This window comes from Streptomyces sp. NPDC033270 (assembly GCF_055576575.1).
In genome coordinates this window covers 38,321-59,874 of sequence record NZ_JBVIRA010000020.1, presented here as the reverse complement: position 1 = coordinate 59,874, position 21,554 = coordinate 38,321, and the positions used below count along the sequence as shown (strand labels likewise).

14 protein-coding genes, 1 pseudogene and 1 riboswitch are annotated in these 21,554 nt (G+C 73.7%); of the genes and pseudogenes, 6 read left to right on the top strand and 9 right to left on the bottom strand.

Annotated features, from left to right (window positions below; translation table 11 throughout):
- Positions 1 to 86: 86 nt before the first annotated feature.
- The 4 genes from ACZ5XZ_RS25690 to ACZ5XZ_RS25675 all read right to left on the bottom strand — a co-directional run bounded on the left by ACZ5XZ_RS25690 (position 87) and on the right by ACZ5XZ_RS25675 (position 5,972).
- On the bottom strand, positions 87 to 959 hold the full coding sequence (locus ACZ5XZ_RS25690; protein WP_468981937.1) for a hypothetical protein: 873 nt from the start codon (positions 957 to 959) through the stop codon (positions 87 to 89).
- A gap of 134 nt (positions 960 to 1,093) precedes the next feature.
- Positions 1,094 to 2,284 carry a vWA domain-containing protein gene (locus ACZ5XZ_RS25685; RefSeq protein ID WP_468981934.1) on the bottom strand — a complete coding sequence of 397 codons (1,191 nt, stop codon included), beginning with the start codon at positions 2,282 to 2,284 and terminating at the stop codon, positions 1,094 to 1,096.
- Positions 2,281 to 4,836 carry a DUF5682 family protein gene (locus tag ACZ5XZ_RS25680; protein WP_468981932.1) on the bottom strand — a complete coding sequence of 852 codons (2,556 nt, stop codon included), beginning with the start codon at positions 4,834 to 4,836 and terminating at the stop codon, positions 2,281 to 2,283. The genes ACZ5XZ_RS25685 and ACZ5XZ_RS25680 overlap by 4 nt, the downstream gene beginning before the upstream one ends.
- The gene (locus ACZ5XZ_RS25675) at positions 4,833 to 5,972 is read right to left on the bottom strand and encodes an ATP-binding protein (RefSeq protein ID WP_468981929.1); all 1,140 of its coding nucleotides are present in this window, start codon (positions 5,970 to 5,972) and stop codon (positions 4,833 to 4,835) included. The genes ACZ5XZ_RS25680 and ACZ5XZ_RS25675 overlap by 4 nt, the downstream gene beginning before the upstream one ends.
- 179 nt (positions 5,973 to 6,151) lie before the next feature.
- Here ACZ5XZ_RS25675 and ACZ5XZ_RS25670 point away from each other — a divergent pair, with 179 nt between their 5' ends.
- Both ACZ5XZ_RS25670 and ACZ5XZ_RS25665 read left to right on the top strand, forming a co-directional pair.
- A complete protein-coding gene (locus ACZ5XZ_RS25670) occupies positions 6,152 to 7,546 on the top strand; it encodes an SWIM zinc finger family protein (protein WP_468981927.1) in 1,395 nt (464 codons plus the stop codon).
- 87 nt (positions 7,547 to 7,633) lie between these two features.
- The gene (locus tag ACZ5XZ_RS25665) at positions 7,634 to 9,382 is read left to right on the top strand and encodes a DUF5691 domain-containing protein (RefSeq protein WP_468981924.1); all 1,749 of its coding nucleotides are present in this window, start codon (positions 7,634 to 7,636) and stop codon (positions 9,380 to 9,382) included.
- A gap of 53 nt (positions 9,383 to 9,435) precedes the next feature.
- On the opposite strand, the gene ACZ5XZ_RS25660 is transcribed toward ACZ5XZ_RS25665, so the two are convergent.
- Complete coding sequence (locus ACZ5XZ_RS25660) at positions 9,436 to 9,894, bottom strand: cobalamin B12-binding domain-containing protein (RefSeq protein ID WP_384487115.1); 459 nt, start codon at positions 9,892 to 9,894, stop codon at positions 9,436 to 9,438.
- A 375-nt stretch (positions 9,895 to 10,269) separates the two neighbouring features.
- Here ACZ5XZ_RS25660 and ACZ5XZ_RS25655 point away from each other — a divergent pair, with 375 nt between their 5' ends.
- A complete protein-coding gene (locus tag ACZ5XZ_RS25655) occupies positions 10,270 to 11,148 on the top strand; it encodes an esterase/lipase family protein (protein WP_468981920.1) in 879 nt (292 codons plus the stop codon).
- Positions 11,149 to 11,339: 191 nt separating this feature from the next.
- Positions 11,340 to 13,142, top strand: a complete 1,803-nt coding sequence (locus ACZ5XZ_RS25650) for a M23 family metallopeptidase (RefSeq protein WP_468981918.1) — start codon at positions 11,340 to 11,342, stop codon at positions 13,140 to 13,142.
- 97 nt (positions 13,143 to 13,239) lie between these two features.
- Here the strand turns inward: ACZ5XZ_RS25650 and pcrA are convergent, their stop codons facing one another.
- Positions 13,240 to 15,720: a DNA helicase PcrA gene (pcrA, locus tag ACZ5XZ_RS25645; protein WP_468981915.1), complete on the bottom strand. Its 2,481-nt coding sequence runs from the start codon at positions 15,718 to 15,720 to the stop codon at positions 13,240 to 13,242.
- A gap of 265 nt (positions 15,721 to 15,985) precedes the next feature.
- Positions 15,986 to 16,168, top strand: a riboswitch (cyclic di-AMP (ydaO/yuaA leader).
- Positions 16,169 to 16,175: 7 nt separating this feature from the next.
- Between pcrA and ACZ5XZ_RS25640 the strand changes: the two are divergent.
- A pseudogene (locus tag ACZ5XZ_RS25640) lies at positions 16,176 to 17,329 on the top strand (C40 family peptidase).
- Between the two features lie 162 nt (positions 17,330 to 17,491).
- Here the strand turns inward: ACZ5XZ_RS25640 and ACZ5XZ_RS25635 are convergent.
- Positions 17,492 to 17,845, bottom strand: a complete 354-nt coding sequence (locus tag ACZ5XZ_RS25635; RefSeq protein WP_468981914.1) for a hypothetical protein — start codon at positions 17,843 to 17,845, stop codon at positions 17,492 to 17,494.
- A 324-nt stretch (positions 17,846 to 18,169) separates the two neighbouring features.
- On the opposite strand from ACZ5XZ_RS25635, the gene ACZ5XZ_RS25630 reads away from it, so the two are divergent.
- The gene (locus tag ACZ5XZ_RS25630) at positions 18,170 to 19,288 is read left to right on the top strand and encodes a C40 family peptidase (RefSeq protein WP_468981911.1); all 1,119 of its coding nucleotides are present in this window, start codon (positions 18,170 to 18,172) and stop codon (positions 19,286 to 19,288) included.
- 94 nt (positions 19,289 to 19,382) lie between these two features.
- Here ACZ5XZ_RS25630 and ACZ5XZ_RS25625 read toward each other — a convergent pair whose 3' ends face one another.
- Both ACZ5XZ_RS25625 and ACZ5XZ_RS25620 read right to left on the bottom strand, forming a co-directional pair.
- Positions 19,383 to 20,507 (bottom strand): alpha/beta hydrolase, encoded by a 1,125-nt coding sequence (locus tag ACZ5XZ_RS25625; protein WP_468981908.1) that lies wholly within the window; start codon positions 20,505 to 20,507, stop codon positions 19,383 to 19,385.
- A gap of 249 nt (positions 20,508 to 20,756) precedes the next feature.
- Positions 20,757 to 21,470: a LuxR C-terminal-related transcriptional regulator gene (locus ACZ5XZ_RS25620; protein ID WP_384425207.1), complete on the bottom strand. Its 714-nt coding sequence runs from the start codon at positions 21,468 to 21,470 to the stop codon at positions 20,757 to 20,759.
- Between the last annotated feature and the right edge of the window lie 84 nt (positions 21,471 to 21,554).

Sequence of the window (21,554 nt, the reverse complement as noted above, 5' to 3'; positions counted from 1 at the left end):
AGTCCTTCGAATTCAGGAGGGGTTTAAGGGCAGACCTGTCCCGCCCCCGCGCGGCAGGTCCTGTTACAGACGCGGAGCGGTCTGCCCTAGCCCGGGAATTCGAGGATTTCTTCGGCCCGCATGCGCGTCGGAGCGCCATCGGCCGTGCGAACGCCACCCGGCAGCAGCCGGAGGCTCATGAAGTCCGCCGGGGTGGCGGCGTGCTGGTCCCCACCACGGGGGCCATGGCCGTCACCGGCGGTGTGCGAGGCCGGCGCCGCCTGGCCCTGCGGAAGCTGGCCCGGAAGGCCCTGGTGGCCCGGGTCCCGCTGCTCGTGAACGGTGGTCACGGGCTTCTCGGCGGCCGACTTGTGCAGGCCGTCGGAGCGGTGCGCGAGCCGGGCCGAGGCGCCGCCGTCGGCCGGCGCGGAGCACCGCGGCTGACCGGACGGGTGCACGCCCTGCGGCGTACGGCCGTGCTGCTGGTCCGCACCGTCGCCGGGACGGTTCGCGTGCTCACCGGCCGGGAGGTGTACGGGCAGCGCGGCACCGGCCGAGTCCCCGACCTCCCGCACGATCCGGTTCACCGGCTCGGTGATCCGGCCGGTGACCGGCGCGGTCCGCTCGGCGGCGGGCTCTACGGCCTCGGCCACCGCGGCGGACGCGTCGTGCGTACCGTCGGCGATCTCTTCCCGGCTTGCCTGGCCCTGCCGCTCGAGTGCGGTCTTGGAGCCGGACAGCCGGTCGGCCGACCCGGTCCGGGTGGCGGCCCGGTCCGGGAGGGACGCCTCGGCCGGGGCCGGGGAAGCCTCCCCGGTCAGGGCCGGTGCGCTCGTGCGGTCGTCGGCATGGGCGCCGGGACCGAAGGCGAAGCCGAGGGCGACGAAGCCCACCAGGAAGAGCCCGGCCAGCAGTGCGCGCCGCGCGGCGACCGTGCGCGGCAGGCGCACGGCGGCAGGCAGGGCGAACACAGCAGACAAGGAGGGGACCTTCCCATACGGACGGGGACATCCGGGCACATGGCCTCGATGTCACGCGCGTCGCGGGCGATCGAGCGATGCCCTGATCCTTGCACGAGGAGCCAGGTGCCACGCAAGTCCTCCCGGTGCATCGGTCACCGTTGCTCCGCCATGTCCGGTATGGGCAGCGGCCGTTTCTCCAGCGCGGCCGCCATCACGTCCGGAAACAGGTCCGGCGTACAGGCGAACGCCGGTGCGCCCAGGGTCGCGAGGGCCGCGGCGTGGTCCCGGTCGTAGGCGGGGGCGCCCTCGTCGGACAGTGCGAGCAGGGTCACGAACTGCACACCCGACGCCTTCATCGCGGCGACGCGCCCCAGCATCTCGTTGCGGATGCCGCCCTCGTACAGGTCGCTGATGAGGACGACGACGGTCTCGGCGGGGCGGGTGATCCGGGACTGGCAGTAGGCGAGGGCGCGGTTGATGTCCGTACCGCCGCCGAGCTGGGTGCCGAAGAGCACATCGACCGGGTCGTCCAGCTGGTCCGTCAGATCCACCACCGCGGTGTCGAAGACGACCAGCCGGGTGTCGAGGGCCCGCAGGGAGGACAGCACCGCGCCGAAGACCGAGGCGTAGACGACCGAGGCGGCCATCGAACCGGACTGGTCGATGCAGAGCACCACGTCCTTCTTCACCGACCGGGCGGCCCGGCCGTAGCCGATCAGCCGCTCGGGGACGACCGTGCGGTGCTCCGGCAGGTAGTTCTTGAGGTTCGCCCGGATCGTGCGGTCCCAGTCGATGTCCCGGTGGCGGGGCCGGCTGATCCGCGCGGAGCGGTCCAGCGCGCCGGTCAGGGTGGCGCGGGTGCGGGTCGCGAGCTTCTTCTCCAGCTGTTCGACGACCTTGCGGACGACGGCCCGTGCGGTCTGCTTCGTCGTCTCGGGCATGACCTTGTTGAGCGAGAGCAGGGTGCCCACCAGATGCACGTCGGCCTCGACGGCCTGCAGCATCTCCGGCTCCAGCAGCAGCGCGGACAGCCCCAGCCGGTCGATGGCGTCACGCTGCATCACCTGCACTACCGAGGACGGGAAGTACGTCCGGATGTCGCCGAGCCAGCGCGCGACACCGGGTGCCGAGGCTCCCAGCCCGGCCGAGCGCCGCCCGCCGCCGTCGCCCTTGCCCCCGTCGCCCGGCTGCCGCCCGTAGAGCGAGGCCAGCGCCCCGTCCATGGCGGCATCGCGCCCCCGCAGCTCGTAGCCCGTACCGTCCGCGCCTCCGTCGCCCAGGACCAGCCGCCAGCGGCGCAGACGCTCGGCGGTGGGCTCACGGCCCGTTGCGATCTCACTCAACTCGCCACCCCCGTAAGGTTTTCGGTCGATCCGGCGGCCCGATCCGGTCGCCTCTCCGGTTGCCCGTCCGCTCGTCTGTCCGGTCGGCCCTCCGGCCGGTCCTCCGGTTGCCCGCCCGCCCGGCCATCCGCCCGGTCGTCATCGAAGCCGCGCTGTTCGATCCCCAGCAGCAGGCGCAGCGTGGGGAGTACCGCCGCGGCGCGGTCGCGGTCCAGGCCGGGGCCGAAGCCGGGCGCGGCCATGGCGTCGCCGGCGGGCCCGCCCGCGGCGGTCGTGGGGCCGCGGCGGATCAGTTCGCCGAGCGTGCGCCGCACACCGGTGTCGTACTCGGCGAAGGTCCGGCGCAACAGCGGCAGTACGTCCGGGAACGCGGCGTCCGGCACGCCCGTCAGCCAGCCGTCGACCAGCGCGAGCAGCCGTTCGTCGTGGACCAGGAGCATGCCGCCGTCCCCACCCGCGCCGCCGGCGAACCCCTCGATCCAGCCGGCGGCGTCGGCGGGCGCGGTGCCCGGTGACAGGGCGAGCCGCATCAGCCGCTCGGCTCCCCCGTCGCCCAACTCGCCGTCGTCCAGCAGGAGCCGGGTGGCCCGGCCGCGGATCACCCCCGCTACGGCGTCCCGTTCGCTGACCGCGCGCAGCACCTGGGCCCAGCGTGCCCGCAGGCCACCGGGCTGCGTCGGGGGCGGGGCGAGGAGGGCGACGGCGTGGTGCGTGGCGTCGAGATGGCCGCGCATCTCGGCCGCGCCGTCCGCGTCCAGGCCGAGGCAGGCCGGCGGCAGTCCGACGAAGATCCGCTCGGCCAGGCCCGTCGCCACCTCGCGGAGCGCCGCGGCGTCCGTTCCGCGCACATCGCCGTAGCGCACGGACCGTACGAGTGCGGGCAGCGCCTGCGCGAGATGGCCGACGTCCGCGTCGAGCGCCGCGCGGTCCGCCAGCGCGCGCATCACCAGTGGCAGGGCGTCGGGGAGCTGGGCGAGCAGACAGTGCTCGGCGAGCGCGGTCACCTCGGCGAGGGTGGCCGCCCCGGATGCCTCGGACGCGGCCTTGGCGGTGGCCGCGGCGTGCACGGTCGTGCCCCACATGCCGGCCTCCGCGACCCGCACCGCCAGCTCCGGTGCCCAGCGCAGCCGCCAGGTCTCGCGGAAGGTGCCGGTGCTGCCGCGGGAGCGGGCGGGCTCGCCCCAGGGGATGCCGAGCAGCCGCAGCCGGTGCAGCAGGCGGCTGCGTCCGGCGTCGGTCTCCTTGCGCAGGTCGAGCTCCAACTCCCGTTCCAGGTCCTCCGGTTTGAGGCGCAGGGCCCGCTGGCTGCGGGCGATGTCCCGCTGCAGCGGGACCGCGGGGGCGTCCTCGGGGACCTCGCCCAGCACCTCGCCGACCACCAGCCGGTCGTGGATCAGCAGGGACGGTGCGTCGGTGCCGTCGCCCATGACGGCCCGGACGGCGTCGTCCAGCTCGGTCAGTCCGGCCAGGGGGCGGCCGCGGACCGTGGCCAGTGCCTCGGCCAGCCGGACCGCTTCGATGACATGCGCCGACGAGACGGCGTAGTCCTCCTCGCGCAGCAGTCCGGCGACCCTGGTCAGCCAGCGTTCGACGGGGCGGTCGGGGGCGCTGAAGAGATGGCCGTACCAGCCGGGGGAGGCGATGCCGGCGCCGTAGCCGCTGCGGCGGGAGAGCCGGCGGTGCGTCCATGGCACCCAGGTCACCGCCGTCTTCACCTTCGGCAGGCCCTTGAGCAGCCGGCGGTCGGCGGCGATGGTGGTGCGCCGCGCCAGCGCCGGGACGTGCCAGGCCCCGCACACCACGGCGAGGTCGTCGCCGAACTCCCGGCGCGCGGCCCGCAGTCGGAGCCGCATATGAGCCTCGCGCACCAGGTCGGTGGAGGTGCCCGCCGAGCGAGGGGGTCCGTCCTCGGTCGGGGGCTCCTCCGCGGCGGAGCCGGGAGCGCGGGGGTGTCCGCCGTCGTCGTACGTCTCGCGCAGCGCCCCCATCGCCTCGGCCACCGCCGCGAACGGGGCGAGCGCGTCCGCGCCGGGCCCCGCGCCGTCCCGGCGGTGCTCGACGACGTCCTCCCACCAGCGCTCGGGGTCGTCGTAGCCGGCGGCCTCGGCCAGCGCCCGGATCGGATCGACCCGTACGTCGGCGGCGTCGGCGGCGTCGTCCGCCTCGTCGGCATCGGCCCGGGCAGCGCCGTCCGGCTCGTCGGCGGCCAGGGAGTGCGCCGCCGGCAGGTCGATGAAGCGGACGGGGACGCCGCGCTCCAGCGCCCAGCGCATCGCCACCCACTCGGGGGAGAACTCGGCCAGCGGCCAGAACGCCGCGCGGCCGGGGTCGTCCAGCGCATGGGCCAGCAGCGCGACCGGCGGCCGCATGTCCTCGTGCGCGGCCAGCGGTACCAGCGCGTCCGCCTCCGGCGGGCCCTCGATCAGGACGGCGGCGGGTGTGCACTGATCCAGGGCGGCCCGCACCGCCCGCGCGGATCCGGGGCCGTGGTGCCGCACGCCGAGCAGCACCGGCCCGCCTCCGCCGCCCGCCCGTCCGCCGCGCTCGCTCATGCGCCCACCTCCCGGCAGGCGCGGTAGAAGTCCTTCCAGCCGTCGCGCTCGCGCACCACGGTCTCCAGATACTCCTGCCATACGACGCGGTCGGCGGCCGGATCGCGGACCACGGCGCCCAGGATGCCCGCGGCCACGTCGCCGGAGCGCAGTACGCCGTCTCCGAAGTGCGTGGCCAGGGCGAGGCCGTTCGTCACCACCGAGATGGCCTCGGCCGTGGAGAGGGTGCCGGACGGCGACTTGAGTTTGGTGCGGCCGTCGGTGGTGAGGCCGTCGCGCAGTTCGCGGAAGACCGTGACGACCCGGCGGATCTCGTCCATGCCTTCGGGGGCGGGCAGCTCCAGCGAGCGCCCGATCTGTCCGACCCGGCGCGAGACGATGTCCACCTCCTCGTCCGCTGTGGCGGGCAGCGGCAGCACGACGGTGTTGAAGCGGCGGCGCAGCGCGCTGGAGAGTTCGTTGACGCCGCGGTCGCGGTCGTTGGCCGTGGCGATCAGGTTGAACCCGCGGACGGCCTGCACCTCCTGGCCCAACTCCGGGATGGGCAGGGTCTTTTCCGACAGGATCGTGATGAGCGTGTCCTGGACGTCGGCGGGGATGCGGGTCAGCTCCTCGACCCGGGCGGTCATGCCCTGCGCCATCGCGCGCATCACCGGGCTGGGCACCAGCGCCCGGCGGCTGGGGCCGTCGGCGAGCAGCCGGGCGTAGTTCCAGCCGTAGCGGATCGCCTCTTCGGGAGTGCCGGCGGTGCCCTGCACCAGCAGGGTGGAGTCGCCGCTGATCGCCGCCGCCAGGTGCTCGGAGACCCAGGTCTTGGCGGTGCCCGGCACGCCGAGCAGCAGCAGTGCGCGGTCGGTCGCCAGGGTCGTCACGGCGACCTCGACGATCCGGCGCGGGCCGACGTATTTGGGTGTGATGACCGTGCCGTCGGCGAGTGTGCCGCCGAGCAGGTACGTCGCCACCGCCCAGGGCGAGAGCCGCCAGCGCGCCGGCCGCGGCCGGTCGTCGGCGGCCGCGAGGGCCGTCAGCTCCTCGGCGAAGGTGTCCTCCGCGTGCGGCCGGAGCGCTTTCGCGCCGTCGGCTGCCGGCGCGGGGGCGGTCGGGTCGTCAGGTGTGTCGATGGTGGTCTCGGACATGGCTCCCCCTCGTCGCAAGGACTGCGGCCGACACCGCGAAACCCCGCCGGCCGCTTGCGTGAACAACCCTGCACCACGCCACTGACAACGACCTCAAAAGCAGCCTCTGACCTGCACATTCATCGTCTTCTCAGCGCGCTCTGCGGCGATTGTCAGTGGTGCGTCGTAGCGTCGGAGACATGAATCCGCAGGGGGAACGCTGGACGACGGATCAGGTGCTCGCACTGGCACCTGACGAGGCATCGGGCAGGGCCGCCGGCAGGCTCGCGGCGGCCGGGACGTGGTCGGGGACGGGCGCGGGCGGGGGTGCGGTGTGGGGGCTGTGCGAGGGCAGCGGAAAGCAGCCCTACCAAGCGGTCGTGGACATCGAAGGCCCGGCCTTCAGGTGCGGTTGCCCGAGCCGGAAGTCTCCGTGCAAGCACGCGCTGGGGCTGCTGCTGCTCTGGGCGGGCGAGGAGGGAGCGGTGGCGGCCGAGGAGGGGGCGGTGGCGGCCGGGGAGCCGCCGCAGTGGGCGCAGGAGTGGCTGGTCGGCCGCCGCGAGCGCGCCGGGCGGGCGGAGGGTGCGCCGTCGGACGGTGGCGCGGCGTCGCGCGCGCCCGGTGACGCGGAGGCCGCCAGGCGGCGGGCGGAGCGCCGGATGGGGCGGATCGCCGCGGGCGCCACGGAGTTGGAGCGGCGGCTGGAGGATCTTGTGCAGTCCGGTCTGGCCTCCGCCGGCGGGGGCACCTCGGACTCAGGGGGAGGGTCCTGGGACGAGACCGCCGCGCGCATGGTCGACGCCCAGGCGCCCGGACTCGCCGCGCGGGTACGCGAGTTGGGGTCGCTGACCGGGTCCGGCGCCGACTGGCCGGCCCGGCTGCTGGAGGAGTGCGCGCTGGTGCACCTCCTCGACCAGGGCTTCCTCGGCATCGAGCGGCTGCCCGCGCCGCTCGCGGCGACGGTCCGTTCGCGCGTCGGGCTCACCACGGAGGCGGCGGAGGTGCTGACCGGCCCGGAGGCGGCGACGGTGCGGGACCGCTGGCTGGTGCTCGCCCAGCAGGACGGCGAGGACGGCGCGTTGACCACCCGCCGCATCTATCTGCGGGGCGAGCGGACCGGCCGGATGGCGCTGCATCTGTCCTTCGGCGGTGCGGGCCGCCCCCTGGAGGTGACCCTGCCGCCCGGCCTGGTGCTCGACGCGGACCTGTCCTACTACCCGGGCGCCCGCCCGCTGCGCGCCGCCCTGGGCGAGCGGCACGCCCCGGCGGCGCCGGGGCCGGTGCCGCCGGGCTGCGGCGTCGACGCCGCCCTGGCCGCGTACGGCGACGCGCTGCGCGACGACCCGTGGCTGGATTCCTGGCCGGTGGTGCTCGCCGATGTCACGCCGGTTCCGGGCCGCGACGGCGAGGGCTGGCAACTGGCCGACGCGGACGGGGAGTCGGCGCTCCCGCTGGACCCGCGCTGCCTCGGCCGTACGGGCCTGTGGCAGCTGACCGCCATATCGGGCGGTGCGCCGCTCACGGTCTTCGGCGAGTGCGGCCACCGCGGCTTTCTGCCGCTGACGGCCTGGGACCCGACCCCGGTGGCCCTGTGACGCCGGCCCGCGGCCGCGCCGGCCGCGCCCGTTGTGGCACCAGCCCGTCCGTACACCCCATCGACCACCGATGCCTGGAGGAAGGGCATGACGACCACCACCAGCCCTGACACGACCACCGTCCCTGACACCGCCGACACGACCACCGGCCCTGACCCCGCCGACGCGGCCGCCCGGCCCTCGGCCCCCGCGCCCACCGCGACCGCCCCGGCTCCCTGGCCCGATCTGGTCAGCGCGGCGCTGCTCGGCACCGAGCGGCGCCGACCGCCGGTGGCGGTGCGGGCCGGGCAGCCCGCCGCGGCCGCGCTGCTGGACGCGGCCGCGGTGAGCACGGTGCGCCGGCGCGCCGCGCTGCGCCCCGCACCGGCCGGTGAGCGGCCCGCCCCGGCCCCGGCCGATCCGCGGCCCCCGCTGCCGCCCGCCGCGCGCCGCAGGCTGTCGCTGCTGCTCGCGGACCGCGGCGGCGCGGCGGTCGGCAGCCGCCGCGGCACGGCCCCCGATCTCACCGAACTGCTGCCCCAGTGGCTGGCCGCCGCCGACGGCTACGGCTACCGCGCCCCCGACGCACTGCTGCCCGCGCTGCTCGACGCCGCCCGGGCCCGTACGGACCTCCGTCCCGCCGCGCTCTCCCTGGCGGGACCGCGCGCCCTGTGGCTGGCGCGGCTCAACGACGCCTGGCGGTTCGCGCTCCGCGGGACCGGGGGCCCGGCCGCGCTGCCGGGGGGCGGCGACGTCGAGAGCGTGCGGCGGCGCTGGGAGGAGGGCCTGTTCGCCGAGCGGGTCGCCCTGCTGACGGCGCTGCGCCGCCGCGACCCGCGGGAGGGCCTGGGCCTGCTGCGCACGACGTGGGCGACGGAGCGGGCGGAGGACCGGCTGATGTTCCTCGACTCGCTGCGCGAGGGCCTGTCGCCGCCCGACGAGCCCTTCCTCGAAGAGGCGCTGTCCGACCGCAGCCGCAATGTGCGCGCCACGGCCGCCGAGCTGCTCTCCGCGCTGCCCGGTTCCGCGCTCGCGGCCCGCATGGCGCGACGCTCCCGTACCTGCGTCGGACTGGACCGCACAGCCGGCGCGGCGGTGATCGCCGTCGAGGCGCCGCACGAGTGCGATGCGGGCATGCTGCGGGACGGCGTCGCGCCCACACCGCCCTCCGGGCGCGGCGAACGGGCCTGGTGGCTGGGCCAGTTGGTGGAGGCGACGCCGCTGGAGGGCTGGCGGGCGCGATTCGAGGGCCGCGACCCGGTGGCGATCGTCGCGCTCCCGGTGGCCGACGACTGGCGTACCGAGCTGCACGACGCCTGGTGCCGCGCCGCCGTGCGCCAGCGCGACGCCGAGTGGGCGCGGGCGCTGCTGGGCGCGCCGGCCGCGCCGGCCCAGGCCGCCGAGGTCGCCCCGGCCGGCTCGTCGCGGGATCTGACCAAGCTGCTGACCGTGCTGCCGGAGGAGGAACGGGCCCGGTGGGTGGCGGAGTTCATCGCCGCGCACGGCCTGTCGGACGCCTTCCGGATGCTCGGCGTGTGCGCGGTCCCCTGGGCCGAGCCGCTGGGCCGGGCCGTCGTCGACGCCCTGGACATCGCCCGGGACGCGGGGAGCTACCCCTGGAGCTTCAGCGGGGTGATGGGGCTTGCCGAGCGCTGCCTGGACCCGGCCGCGGCGGACCGGCTCGACATGCTCACCGCGGTCACGGACGAGCCGGAGGGCGCCTCGCCGGGCTCCGGCGGCTACTGGTCCGAGGCGTTTCAGCGGCTGGTCGGCACGCTGCGGCTGCGTGCCACGATGCGTGCCGAGCTGGCCCCGCCGCCGTCCCCGGGCGACGCGAACGAGAGCCGGGGCGCGTGATGATCGTCCGCGCCCCGGCCGCGCGCCGCCTTCCCACCGCGCTCGGCCGCGCCTCAGACCGCCAGCGAGCGCACGTTGGCGTTGACCCACTCCACGATGGAGGCGGTCGTCGCGCCCGGGGTGAAGATCTCCGCGACGCCCTGCGCCTTGAGCGGGGGGATGTCCGCCTCGGGGATGATGCCGCCACCGAAGACCTTGATGTCGGCCGCGTCGCGCTCCTGGAGGAGTTCGATGACCTTCGCGAAGAGGGTGTTGTGCGCTCCGGAGAGGATGGACAGCCCGATCGCGTCGGCGTCCTCCTGGATGGCGGTGTCGACGATCTGCTCCGGGGTCTGGTGCAGCCCGGTGTAGATCACCTCCATACCGGCGTCCCGCAGCGCCCGCGCGATGACCTTGGCCCCCCGGTCGTGCCCGTCCAGGCCCGGCTTGGCCACCACCACGCGGATCGGCCCCGACCTGCCTGCCGCGCCCTGGCTCCCCGCTTGCGCCCCGTCCTGCCGAGCCACACTCATCACTGCCTCCAAGCCATGCACGGCACTGTGGTGCCGCCGAGCCGACAATCGATCGCGCGACCGCGATCCGGCGGCCACGAGCGTGAACGAACGTTATCTCCAGCATCGCTTACCCAGCCGTTTCGTGACATCCGGGGAGGGGGAAATCACACGTGGGACACGTTCGCTACGCGCCGCGTTCCGCGTGTCGTCACACCACGGCCACGTGGTGCGGTGCGCGCGGGCCGGGCGCCCGGGGAGCCGCAGCCGGGCCACCGCGCCACGGGGCGCGCATCAGGGCGAGTACGCCGCATGCTCGCCTTCGCAGCCCACGGCTTCCCGCGAGGGCATACGGGGGACGAAGGCGCCTCCCGCATGCCGTTCGGGAGGTCGGCCATGCAGGTCCTGCCCTTGCTCAGCACACCCCTTCTGATCGCGCGCGCCGTGCGCGCACCCCTGCGGTGCGCGCGTCTGCTCCCGGTGCGCTCCGCGCGCCTGCTGGCCCGCAGCACGGTCGTGGAGCTGGCGGTCCTCGCCGGCCATATGCTCCTCTATCCGACCGGCATCCCCCGCGAGCGCCCGCTGCCCCTGCCCACCACCGCCGATGCCCCCGTGCTGCTGCCGACGGAGGGCCGGGCCCGTCCCCCCGTCCTGCTGCTGCACGGCTTCATCGACAACCGCTCGGTCTTCGTGCTGCTGCGCCGCTCGCTGCTGCGTCACGGCTGGCGCCATGTCGAGGCGCTCAACTACTCCCCGCTGACCTGCGATCTACGCCGGGCCGCCGAGCTGCTGGGCCGCCATGTGGAGGAGGTGTGCGTACGGACCGGCCACCGCCGGGTGGACCTGGTGGGCCACAGCCTCGGCGGGCTCGTCGCCCGGTACTACGTACAGCGGCTCGGCGGCGACGCCCGCGTCCGCATGCTCGTCACGCTCGGCACACCGCACTCCGGCACCCGCGTCGCACCCCTGATGTCGGCGCACCCGCTCGTCCGGCAGATGCGCCCCGACTCCGAGGTGATAGCGGAGTTGTCGCTTCCGGCGCCGCACTGCCGGACGCGGTGCGTGGCCTTCTGGAGCGAGGAGGACCAGGTGATGGTGCCGGCCACGACAGCCAGAATCGATCACCCGGATCTGCTCGTGCGGAACGTGCGCGTCCTTGGTGTCGGGCATCTCGCGCTACCGGTCAACGGCGCCGTCGCCGCCGGAATACGTGAGGCGCTGAGCCCTGCGGAGGCAGCCGGGGAGGGGGGCGCGGACGCCGTTTCGGTGGCCTGACCGCCTCCCCCGGCATGACACGGAGTCGAACACCAGTCGAACGGGGCGCCAAGAAGTCGCATGCGGGCTGCCGAAAGGCGGCCAAATGCCCGGTCTTGCCGAGCCCGGTTCCCGTGGAAGATTGTCGCCGTCGCGTACCGCCGGGTACAGTCGCCGCTAATTCTCCTGCTGCCGAGGCGAAAGAGAAGTTGGTGAACGACCGTCACCCATCGGAAGGCCCACTTCCGACCGGCTCCGCTTCCGACGCCTCGTATGCGCACTATCCCGCCTACGACGCCTACGGGCAGCAGCACTCCGGGACCGGCAGCGCCGGTTACGGTGACGGCGACCCCCTCTTCGGCTCGCTCCCCGGCTCCTACGACACCGGGACGTACGACACCGGTTCCTATGCGACCGGCGCCTATGACGCCGTCACCTATGACGCCGGGACGCACGGCAGCGGTTCCTACGACACCGGCAGCCACGACACCGCCGCGTACGGCGCCGGCGTATACGGCACGGGCGGCTACGACACCGGCGCGTACGACACCGGGGCCTACCCGACGGCCACGGGCGGCGGCTACGCCACCGGCATCCACGACACCGGCAGCTTCTCCTCGACACAGTGGGACACCGGCGCCTACGAGACCGGCGGCGCCGCGGGCTACGACCCGTATGCGCACACCGCGTACGACACCCTGGCACCGGGCGCGGCCGCCTACGCCTCCGCGCACGAGTCCGGCGCCTACGAGGCGGCCGCCTATGAGGCCACCTCCTACGGGCACGGCGGATACGACACCGGCAGCCACGACACCGGCGCGTACGACACCGGCAGCTATCCGACCGGGACGTACGAGACAACAGGCGCATATGAGACGGCCGGTGGCTACGACACCATCGGCCGGCAGGCCACCGCGGTCGAGGAGACCGCCGCCTTCGAGGCCGCGGCCTTCGACACCTCGGGCTTCGAGACCCAGAGCTATGAGGCCACCGCGATCTGGCCGGCGGCCGACCAGGAACTGATCGCCGGAATCCCCGCACAGGCCGGCCCGCCGCCGGGCGACACCGACCAGTGGGAAACCGCCACTTGGGAAGCGGCCGAACCGCACGACGACGGCTCCGGCGTCGACGGCGGCATCGACGACGACGGCAGCGCCCGCTTGGACGAGGCCGCCGCCGTGGCGGACGCCATGACGCAGGCGATGCCGGTGACCCCCGCCGACCCCGCCCCCGCCGGCCGCCGGGTCACCGGACCGCCGGCCGGGAAGGCCGTCCGCGGCCGGGGCCGGCGGCGTCCGGCCAAGCGGTCGGCGCTGCTGACCGTCGCCGTTCCGTCCGTCGCCGCCATGGGAGTGTGCGGGGTGGCGGCCGCGTCCGTCGCCGGTATCGGCGGGGACGACAAGGACGAGACGACCACCCAGGCCGCGGTCGACCCGGGGGCCGTCAAGCCCTCCGCGGCCAACAAGAAGCTCGACACCCAGCTCGCCGGGCTCAGCGCCGGCGCCGACGACTTCCGCGACCGTGCCAGCCGCACCCAGGAGCGGATCGACCTCAAGGAGCGCCAGGCGCTGGAGCGCAAGCGCAAGGCGGAGGAGGCGGCCCGCAAAGAGGCGATGCGGCCCAAGTTCGTGCTGCCGGTCAATCAGCACGGGCTGAGCGCGCTCTTCGGCCAGGCCGGTGTGAACTGGATGTCCGTGCACACCGGCATCGACTTCCCGGTCGACTACGGCACCCCGGTCCTGTCCGCCACCGACGGCACCATCCGCACCCAGTGGAACTCCGCCTACGGGAACATGGCGATCGTGACCTCGCCCGACGGCACGGAGACCTGGTACTGCCATCTGAGCAGCACCAAGATCCGCTCCGGGTCGATCAAGGCCGGTGACCAGATCGCCTACTCGGGCAACTCCGGGAACTCCACGGGACCGCATCTGCACTTCGAGGTGCGGCCCGGCGGGGGCTCGGCGATCGACCCGCTGCCGTGGCTGCGCGGCCACGGGCTCGACCCGAACTGACCGCTGCCGTACCGTTCCTGCAACGTCAGGCGGGCCGTTCCCGCAGCGTCGGGCCGGCGCCGCTTCCCCGTCCTGAGCCGGCCCCCGTCCCGCCCGCCTACAGCTTCTCGACGGGCGCGTACCGCAGCAGCAGCCGCTTGGGCTTCTCGCCGCCGAAGTCGATGGTCGCCTCGGCGTTGTCGCCGCTGCCCTTGACGCCGACGACCGTGCCGAGCCCGAAGCTGTCGTGGGTGACGCGGTCGCCGACGGTCAGCGAGACCACCTCGCGGTCCTTGGTGCGCCGGGTCGCGAAGCCGCTCGGGCCCTTGGCGCGGGCCGACGAGAGCGTGGCGCCGACGCCCCCGCCGAAGCCGCCGGTGCCGCTCCTCGACGTCAGGCCGCCCATGGACGCCGAAGGCGTCGCCGGACCGGTCCGGCGCCATTGCACGTAGTCGACCGGGATCTCCTCCAGGAACCGGGAGGGCGGGTTGTACGACGGCTGGCCCCAGGCGCTGCGCATCGTCGAGCGGGTGACGTAGAGCCGCTCGCGGGCGCGGGTGATGCCGACATAGGCCAGCCGGCGCTCCTCCTCCAGCTCCTTGGTCTGGCCCAGTGCCCGCATGTGCGGGAAGACGCCGTCCTCCATGCCGGTCAGGAAGACGACCGGGAATTCCAGGCCCTTGGCGGTGTGCAGCGTCATCAGCGTGATGACGCCGGACCCCTCCTCGTCCTCGTCGGGGATCTGGTCGGAGTCGGCGACGAGCGCGACCTTCTCCAGGAACTCGGCGAGCGTGCCGGCGCCCTCCTCCTCCCCGCGCTCCTGCTCGAACTCCAGGGCCACCGCGGCGAGTTCCTGGAGGTTCTCGATCCGGGTCTCGTCCTGCGGGTCGGTGGAGGCCTGGAGCTCGGAAAGGTAGCCCGTGCGCTCCAGGACGGCTTCCAGGATCGTGGCGGGCCCGGCGCCGGACTCGACGATCGTGCGCAGCTCCTCCATCAGGACGTTGAAGCGCTTGACGGCGTTGGCGGAGCGGGCCGCCATGCCGTACGCCTCGTCGACCCGCCGCAGCGCCTGGGGGAAGGTGATCTTCTCGCGTGACGACAGGGCGTCGATCATCGCCTCGGCGCGCTCGCCGATGCCGCGCTTGGGGACGTTGAGGATGCGGCGCAGCGGGACGGTGTCCTCGGGGTTGGCGAGCACCCGTAGGTACGCAAGGACGTCGCGGACCTCCTTGCGCTCGTAGAAGCGCACCCCGCCGACGACCTTGTAGGGCAGACCGACCCGGATGAAGATCTCTTCGAAGACCCGGGACTGGGCGTTGGTGCGGTAGAAGACGGCGACGTCGCCGGCCCTCGCGTCGCCGGCGTCGGTGAGGCGGTCGATCTCGTCGGAGACGAACTGCGCCTCGTCGTGCTCGGTGTCGGCGACATAGCCGGTGATCTTGGGGCCGGCGCCGGCGTCCGTCCAGAGGTTCTTGGGGCGGCGGTTCTCGTTGCGCTCGATGACGGCGTTGGCGGCGGACAGGATCGTCTGGCTGGAGCGGTAGTTCTGCTCCAGCAGGATCGTCGTGGCGTCCGGGTAGTCCTCCTCGAACTGGAGGATGTTGCGGATCGTGGCGCCGCGGAAGGCGTAGATCGACTGGTCGGCGTCACCGACGACGCACAGTTCGGCGGCGGGGATGTCGGCCGTTCCCCTGCCGACCAGCTCGCGCACCAGGGTGTACTGGGCGTGGTTGGTGTCCTGGTACTCGTCGACGAGCACATGGCGGAAGCGGCGGCGGTAGTGCTCGGCGACGTCCGGGAAGGCCTGCAGCAGATGGACCGTCGTCATGATGATGTCGTCGAAGTCCAGGGCGTTGGCCTCGCGCAGCCGCGCCTGGTACATCGCATACGCCTCGGCCAGCGACTTCTCGAACCCGTCGGCCGCCGTCTGGGCGAAGGTCTCCTCGTCGATGAGCTCGTTCTTGAGGTTGGAGATCTTCGCGCTGAAGGACTTGGGCGGGAAGCGCTTGGGGTCCAGGTCCAGATCGCGGCAGACCAGCGCCATCAGGCGCTTGGAGTCGGCCGCGTCGTAGATCGAGAAGGAGGAGGTGAAGCCGAGCTTCTTGGACTCGCGGCGCAGGATGCGCACACAGGCGCTGTGGAAGGTGGAGACCCACATGGCGTTGGCGCGCGGGCCGACCAGCTGCTCCACGCGCTCCTTCATCTCGCCCGCGGCCTTGTTGGTGAACGTGATCGCGAGGATCTGGCCGGGGTGGACATGGCGCTCGGCGAGCAGATGCGCGATGCGGTGGGTGAGCACCCTGGTCTTGCCGGAGCCGGCGCCCGCGACGATCAGCAGCGGGCCTCCGGCGTGCACCACGGCGGCCTTCTGCTCGTCGTTGAGCCCCTCCAGCAGCGCGGCCGGGTCGACGGGCGGGCGGGCGGCGCCGTCGCGGTAGTACGCCTCGGTGTGCACGGGCGCGTCGAACCTCCCGCCGAAGAGGTCGGCGGGGACCTCCTCCGGGACCGGCTCGTGCTCGTCCTCGGGAGGCGGCGGGTGCTCCTCCTCGCCCTTGGGGCCGAGGTCCGCCAGAAAGCTGTCGTCAAAGAGGCTGCTCATCGCCCACCGAGTCTAGGCCGCCGCACTGACAGCGCGCCGGGGAGTACGCGATTGTCCGCGCCGGGGCAGGTCAGCGGCCGGAGGCGGAGCAGCCGGGTGCCGGCCGCCTACCCGAACCCGACATCTGACGCAACACCCCCCGCAGCGCGTTCAGGTCACGAAAAGGTTTCGGGCATATCGAACATCAGCCTTCACAGGAGCCACACGAATTGGCTAACGTCCTCGCTCAGGCAGCCCGCCTCCCCGCGGTCGACAGCTTCCGCACGGGCCGCCCGCGCCGAGTCCGGCCCTGCCAGCAGGCACCCGGAGCCGGGGACCCACCAGCACCACCGGGGTGAATCGATCCAGCGGCCGTCGTCGGCGACCGCACGGACCGTAGGGCAAGCCTTCCGTCAGCGACACCGCCCGAACCCGACAGCTAACCCGGTAGGCGGTCACGGAAGGAGTTGCCGGCCTTGGCGTCCCATCGCAAGCCGCGCACCAGCGTTCTCATATCGCCCGGGAGCCGTCGTACGGCGGCCGGGCTCACCACCGCCGCGCTCGCCTCGGTCACCCTGCTCTCGCAGTCCGCCGACGCCGCCCCCAGGGCGCCCAGGCCCTCCATCGAAGAGGTCAAGCAGAAGGTCGACGGCCTCTACCGCCAGGCCGAGGTGGCCACCCAGAAGTACAACGCCGCCAAGGAGCGCGCCGACCACCAGAGCGCCACCGTCGACGGTCTGCTCGACGCCGCCGCCAAGCGCGCGCAGCGGATGAACGAGTCCCGGCGCGAACTGGGCACCTTCGCCTCGGCGCAGTACCGCACCGGCGGCATGAACCCGACGGCGCAGTTGATGCTCGCCAAGGACCCGCAGCAGTTCGTCGACCGCAGCCACCTCATGGAGCGCCCAGCCGGCAGAAGCAGGCGGTCACCGACTACCAGGAGCAGGCGGCGGCCGCGGCGCGGCAGCGGGCCGCGGCCACCAGCAGCCTGGAGAAGCTGCAGAAGTCGCAGGCCGCGCTGAAGGAGTCCAAGCAGTCCGTCCAGGAGAAGCTGGCCGAGGCCCGGCAGCTGCTGTCGCGGCTCACCGCCCAGGAGAAGGCGCGGCTCGCGGAGCTGGAGCGCCAGAAGGAGGAGGCGGCCCGGCGCAAGGCCGAGGAGGAGGCGCGCCGGCAGCAGGAGCGCGAGCGCCAGCGGCAGCACGACGGCGGCTCGACGGGCGGACAGACCGGCGGCGAGACCGGCGGTGGCACCAGCGACGGCGGCTCCACCGGGGACTCGAACACCAAGGCGGAGAAGGCGCTCGCCTTCGCCCGCGCCCAGATGGGCAAGCCGTACGTCTGGGGCGCCACCGGGCCCAACTCCTATGACTGCTCGGGGCTGACGCAGGCGGCGTGGAAGGCGGCCGGGGTCGATCTGCCGCGGACGACCTGGGACCAGGTCAAGGTCGGCCAGCGGGTGGCGACCAAGGATCTGCAGCCCGGTGACCTGGTGTTCTTCTACGACGACATCAGCCACGTCGGCATGTACATAGGCGGCGGCAAGATGATCCACGCTCCCAAGCCGGGCGCCAACGTCCGGGAGGAGTCGATCTACTACATGCCGATCTACGGAAGCGTCCGCCCGGCCTGAGGCAGGCCCCGCCTCCCCGCGGACCACTCCTCCCCCGAGGCGCCCAGGGCGCCCGGCAAGGCCACCCCCCACGGCCACCCCCCACACGCCACCGCGCGGCCATCGGCTCCGGATTCCGGAGCACGGTGACCGCGCGGTGTGCCGTAGTGGCCGGTGCCGCCGTCAGGTCCAGAGCACCGCGATGAAGATGTTGGCGATCGTGAGCGCGCCCACCGCGCCGAACAGCGGTGCGGGGACCTTCTCCTCGTCCCGCTTGACGTAGACCAGCGCCAGGATCACCACCAGTACGGCCATCTTGATGCCGATCTTGATGTTGTTGACGGGGTGGTCCTGGGCCTGGTTGAGGCCGACCAGCACGATGCCGGTGACCAGCATCGTCAGCGCGCCGTGCAGCATGGCCGGCACGAAGCGGGCGGTACCCGCGCCCATCGCCTTCATCTGGGTCAGGAAGCCGCCCAGCAGGGAGGCGATGCCGATGATGTGCAGGCCGACGAAGACATTGATTACTACGTCCATAGTGCTGGATCGTAGCCGCCGCATAGCACGGCCCTTCGGGCAGGGCGTCCGCAATCGCCGCTTCGGTCACGGCAGACCGGTCCCGGTGGGCAGGCGGCGGCGGTGCGATCACCCGCGCTCCGGCCGCGGTCGAAAGCGAACAATGCCAGCCAACCGGACTCACCCCCGTGACGCCCCGGCTTAGCGTCCTCCTCCAGGCGGCCGACATCCCGCCATCGCCGGCCTCCGTGCCGGTGTTCCGTCGGCCGCCCCGCCGAGAGGTGCGGCGGCGGTCGGCTCCCCCGTTGCCGACCGCCGCCGGACCCACGGCCCGAAGGGAAGGAAGTGACGGCCACCGTGGCCTCGCACCGCAAGCCCAGGCAGCATCCGCTCGCCGCGCTCACAGGCGGTTCGCGCAGCGCGCGCACCGTCCGTACGGCCGCCACCCTCGCCCTCGCGGGCGCCGCCACCGCCACCGCCTTCGACGGCACCGGCCAGGCGGCCCCCTCCCCCACCCCCGACCAGGTCAAGGACCGGGTCGACGCGCTGTACCAGGAGGCAGAGGTGGCCACACAGAGCTACAACGGCGCCAAGGAAGCCGCCGACACCGCACGCGAGGAGCTGAGCAGACTGCAGGACGAGGCCGCCCGCCGGACCCGGAAGCTGAACACCGCCCGCGCGGAACTGGGCGCCGTGGCCGCGTCCCAGTACCGCTCCGGCGGTATGGACCCGACCCTTTCGCTGCTGCTCTCCGAGGACCCGCAGCGCTATCTGGACGGCGCCGCGGTGCTGGAGCGCGCGGGCAGCCATCAGGCGGCCGCGGTGGCCGGTTACGCGCGCCGGCTCGGCAGCGTGCGGCAGGTCCGGCAGCGGGCCGAGGACACCGCGCAGCGGCTGGTGTCCACCGAGACCGGGCTGAAGAAGCACCGGGTCACCATCGTCCGCAAGCTGGACGCCGCCGAGCAGCTGCTGGACCGGCTGACCGCGGAGCAGCGGCGTCGGATGGCGGGCGCGGACGGCTCCCGGGGCGGCGCCCGCGCGGACCGGGGAACGGGCCGCGGTGACGGCCTGCTCGGCGGGATCCCCGCCGGCTCGGCGGCCGCGCTGGCCCCCGACTCCCGGGCCGCCCGCGCCGTCTCCTTCGCCTACTCCGCCCTCGGCAAACCGTACGTCTGGGGCGCCACGGGCCCCTCCGCCTACGACTGCTCGGGCCTGACCCAGGCCGCCTGGGAGTCCGGCGGCGTCTCGCTCCCGCGCACCACCTACACCCAGATCAACTCCGGCCCCCGCGTCGACCGCTCCCAACTCGCCCCCGGCGACCTGGTGTTCTTCTACACCGGCATCAGCCATGTGGGCCTGTACATCGGCGACGGCAAGATGATCCACGCGCCCCATCCGGGCGCCCCGGTACGCATCGCGCCGATCGACCAGATGCCGTTCGCGGGGGCCACCCGGCCGGCGTAGGGCCGCCGGGCCGGCGTAGGGCCGCCGGGCCGGCGTAGGGCCGCCGGGCCGGCGCGGGCAAGCCGGGCCGGCCCGGGGACTTCCGGTGGAGGGGTCAGGGCTTCAGCTGGGTGCCCAGCCACCGGAAGATCTCCGGCACCTGCTGGCGCCAGACCGCCGTGGTGTGGCCACCCGCGTTCGCCGCGATCTGCCGCACGGTCACCGTCGTCGGCAGCTTCGCCAGCTGGCGCAGGCCGATGCCCGCCTGGTAGCCGTCGCCCGCGGCGCCCGAGACGTACAGCGCCGTACGGGGCGGCCGGCCGGCGGCGTTGGCGGACTTCAGGATGTGGATCGGGTTCGACGAGATCCGCAGCTGGGGGTCCTTGCCGGCCAGGGAGTCCGGTTCTAGGGCCGGGTCGTTGTAGCCGGACATGGCGACCGCGGCGCGGTAGCGGTCGGGGTGGGCCAGGGCGAGCTTGGTGGCGCAGTGGGCGCCCGCCGAGTAGCCGGCCAGGGCCCAGGAGTCGGGCTTGTCGCCCACCCGGAAGTTGTCGACGACCATCTTGCGGACGTCGACGGTCAGCCAGCTGTCGGCGTTGACCTTGCCGGGGATGTTGACGCAGCCGGTGTCGGCGCCGGTGAGGAGGTTGGTGCGCGGCGCGACCAGGATGAACGGCTTGACCTCGCCGCGCTGCATCAGCGGCCTGAGCTGCTCGGCCACGTGCAGGGACCCGAACCAGGCCTTCGACGAGCCGGGGTAGCCGGGCAGCAGCTCGACCACCGGGAACCTGGTGTTCTTGTAGGCGGGGTCGTTGTACTGCGGCGGCAGCCATACGTACACCTCGCCCCGCACGCCCGAGATGCGGCCCTCGAGGTCGGTCATCTGCACGCCCGCCCCCATCCGCGCGTCGTCGCCCGGGCGGAACCGCTGGAGCTGCTTGGGCTCGTTGTTGATCTGCTGGCCGCCCATGCCGTCGGGGCCGAGGTCCTTGGCGACCGCGACATGGCTGTCGGTGCCGAGCAGATCGCCCCAGGTGTCGTAGAGGTTGTTGGCGTTGTTGACCAGGACGAAGACCAGGGTGATGGCCGTGACCTGGGCGAACAGCAGCATCAGCAGCCGGGCGAGGCCGCGTACCAGGCGCGGCCCGGCTATTCGGCCCCACAGGGCGAGCGGCAGCACGACGGCGACGATCAGCAGCGCGACCGAGGTGAGGAAGAAGGGCGTGCCCGTCAGGCTCATCGGGATCTCGCTTCCAGGACGACTACGCGAAGGACGTGGGGATGGTTCGGGCCCCGCCTTCGGCAGTGAGCCTCTCCGCGCCCTTAGATGGCGATCCGCGTGGTCCTGGTTGCCCGGCTCAGGTCCTTCTTTGCCCCTTCCCACGCCCTTCCGCCCCTGGCGGCAAGCCCTCGGCCCTGGCCGTGCGTGCGCGGGCGGCCTGACGCCCGCCACCGGCCAAGCCGCAGGTCAGGGCGCCAGACCAGGGCGTCAGACCAGGCGCCGGGCCGCAGCCCAGCGGGTCAGCTCATGGCGATTGGACAGCTGCAGCTTGCGCAGGACCGCCGAGACATGCGACTCGACGGTCTTCACCGAGATGAACAGCTGCTTGCCGACCTCCTTGTACGCATAGCCGCGGGCGATCAGCCGCAGGACCTCGCGCTCGCGCTGGGTGAGGCGGTCCAGGTCCTCGTCGATCGGCGGGGCGTCGGTCGAGGCGAAGGCGTCCAGCACGAAGCCGGCCAGCCGAGGGGAGAAGACCGCGTCGCCGTCGGCCACCCGGAAGATCGCGTTGACCAGGTCCGTGCCCGTGATCGTCTTGGTGACATAGCCGCGGGCGCCGCCGCGGATGACGCCGATGACGTCCTCGGCCGCGTCGGAGACGGAGAGCGCGAGGAAGCGGACCGGGCGCTCGGCGTCGGCCGACATCGCGGCGCAGCGGCGCAGCACCTCGACACCGCCGCCACCGGGGAGGTGGACGTCCAGGAGGACGACCTCGGGGCGGGTGGCGGTGATGACCGTGATCGCCTGGTCGACGTCGGCGGCCTCGCCGACCACCTCGACGCCGGTGCGCTCGGTCTCGCCGATCTCGGCCTGGACGCCCGTACGGAACATCCGGTGGTCGTCGACGAGTACGACCCGTACGGTCCGGCCCTCGGCCGCCTCGCCGCCGGTCCCGCCCTGCTGTGCGCCCTCGCTGGTCATGTCTTCCGCCCGTCCGTTGGTGTCTGCCCCGTCATCATCCCGCGCCCCGGCCGGCGCCGCCGCAACCGGCCGCGGCCCGCCCGG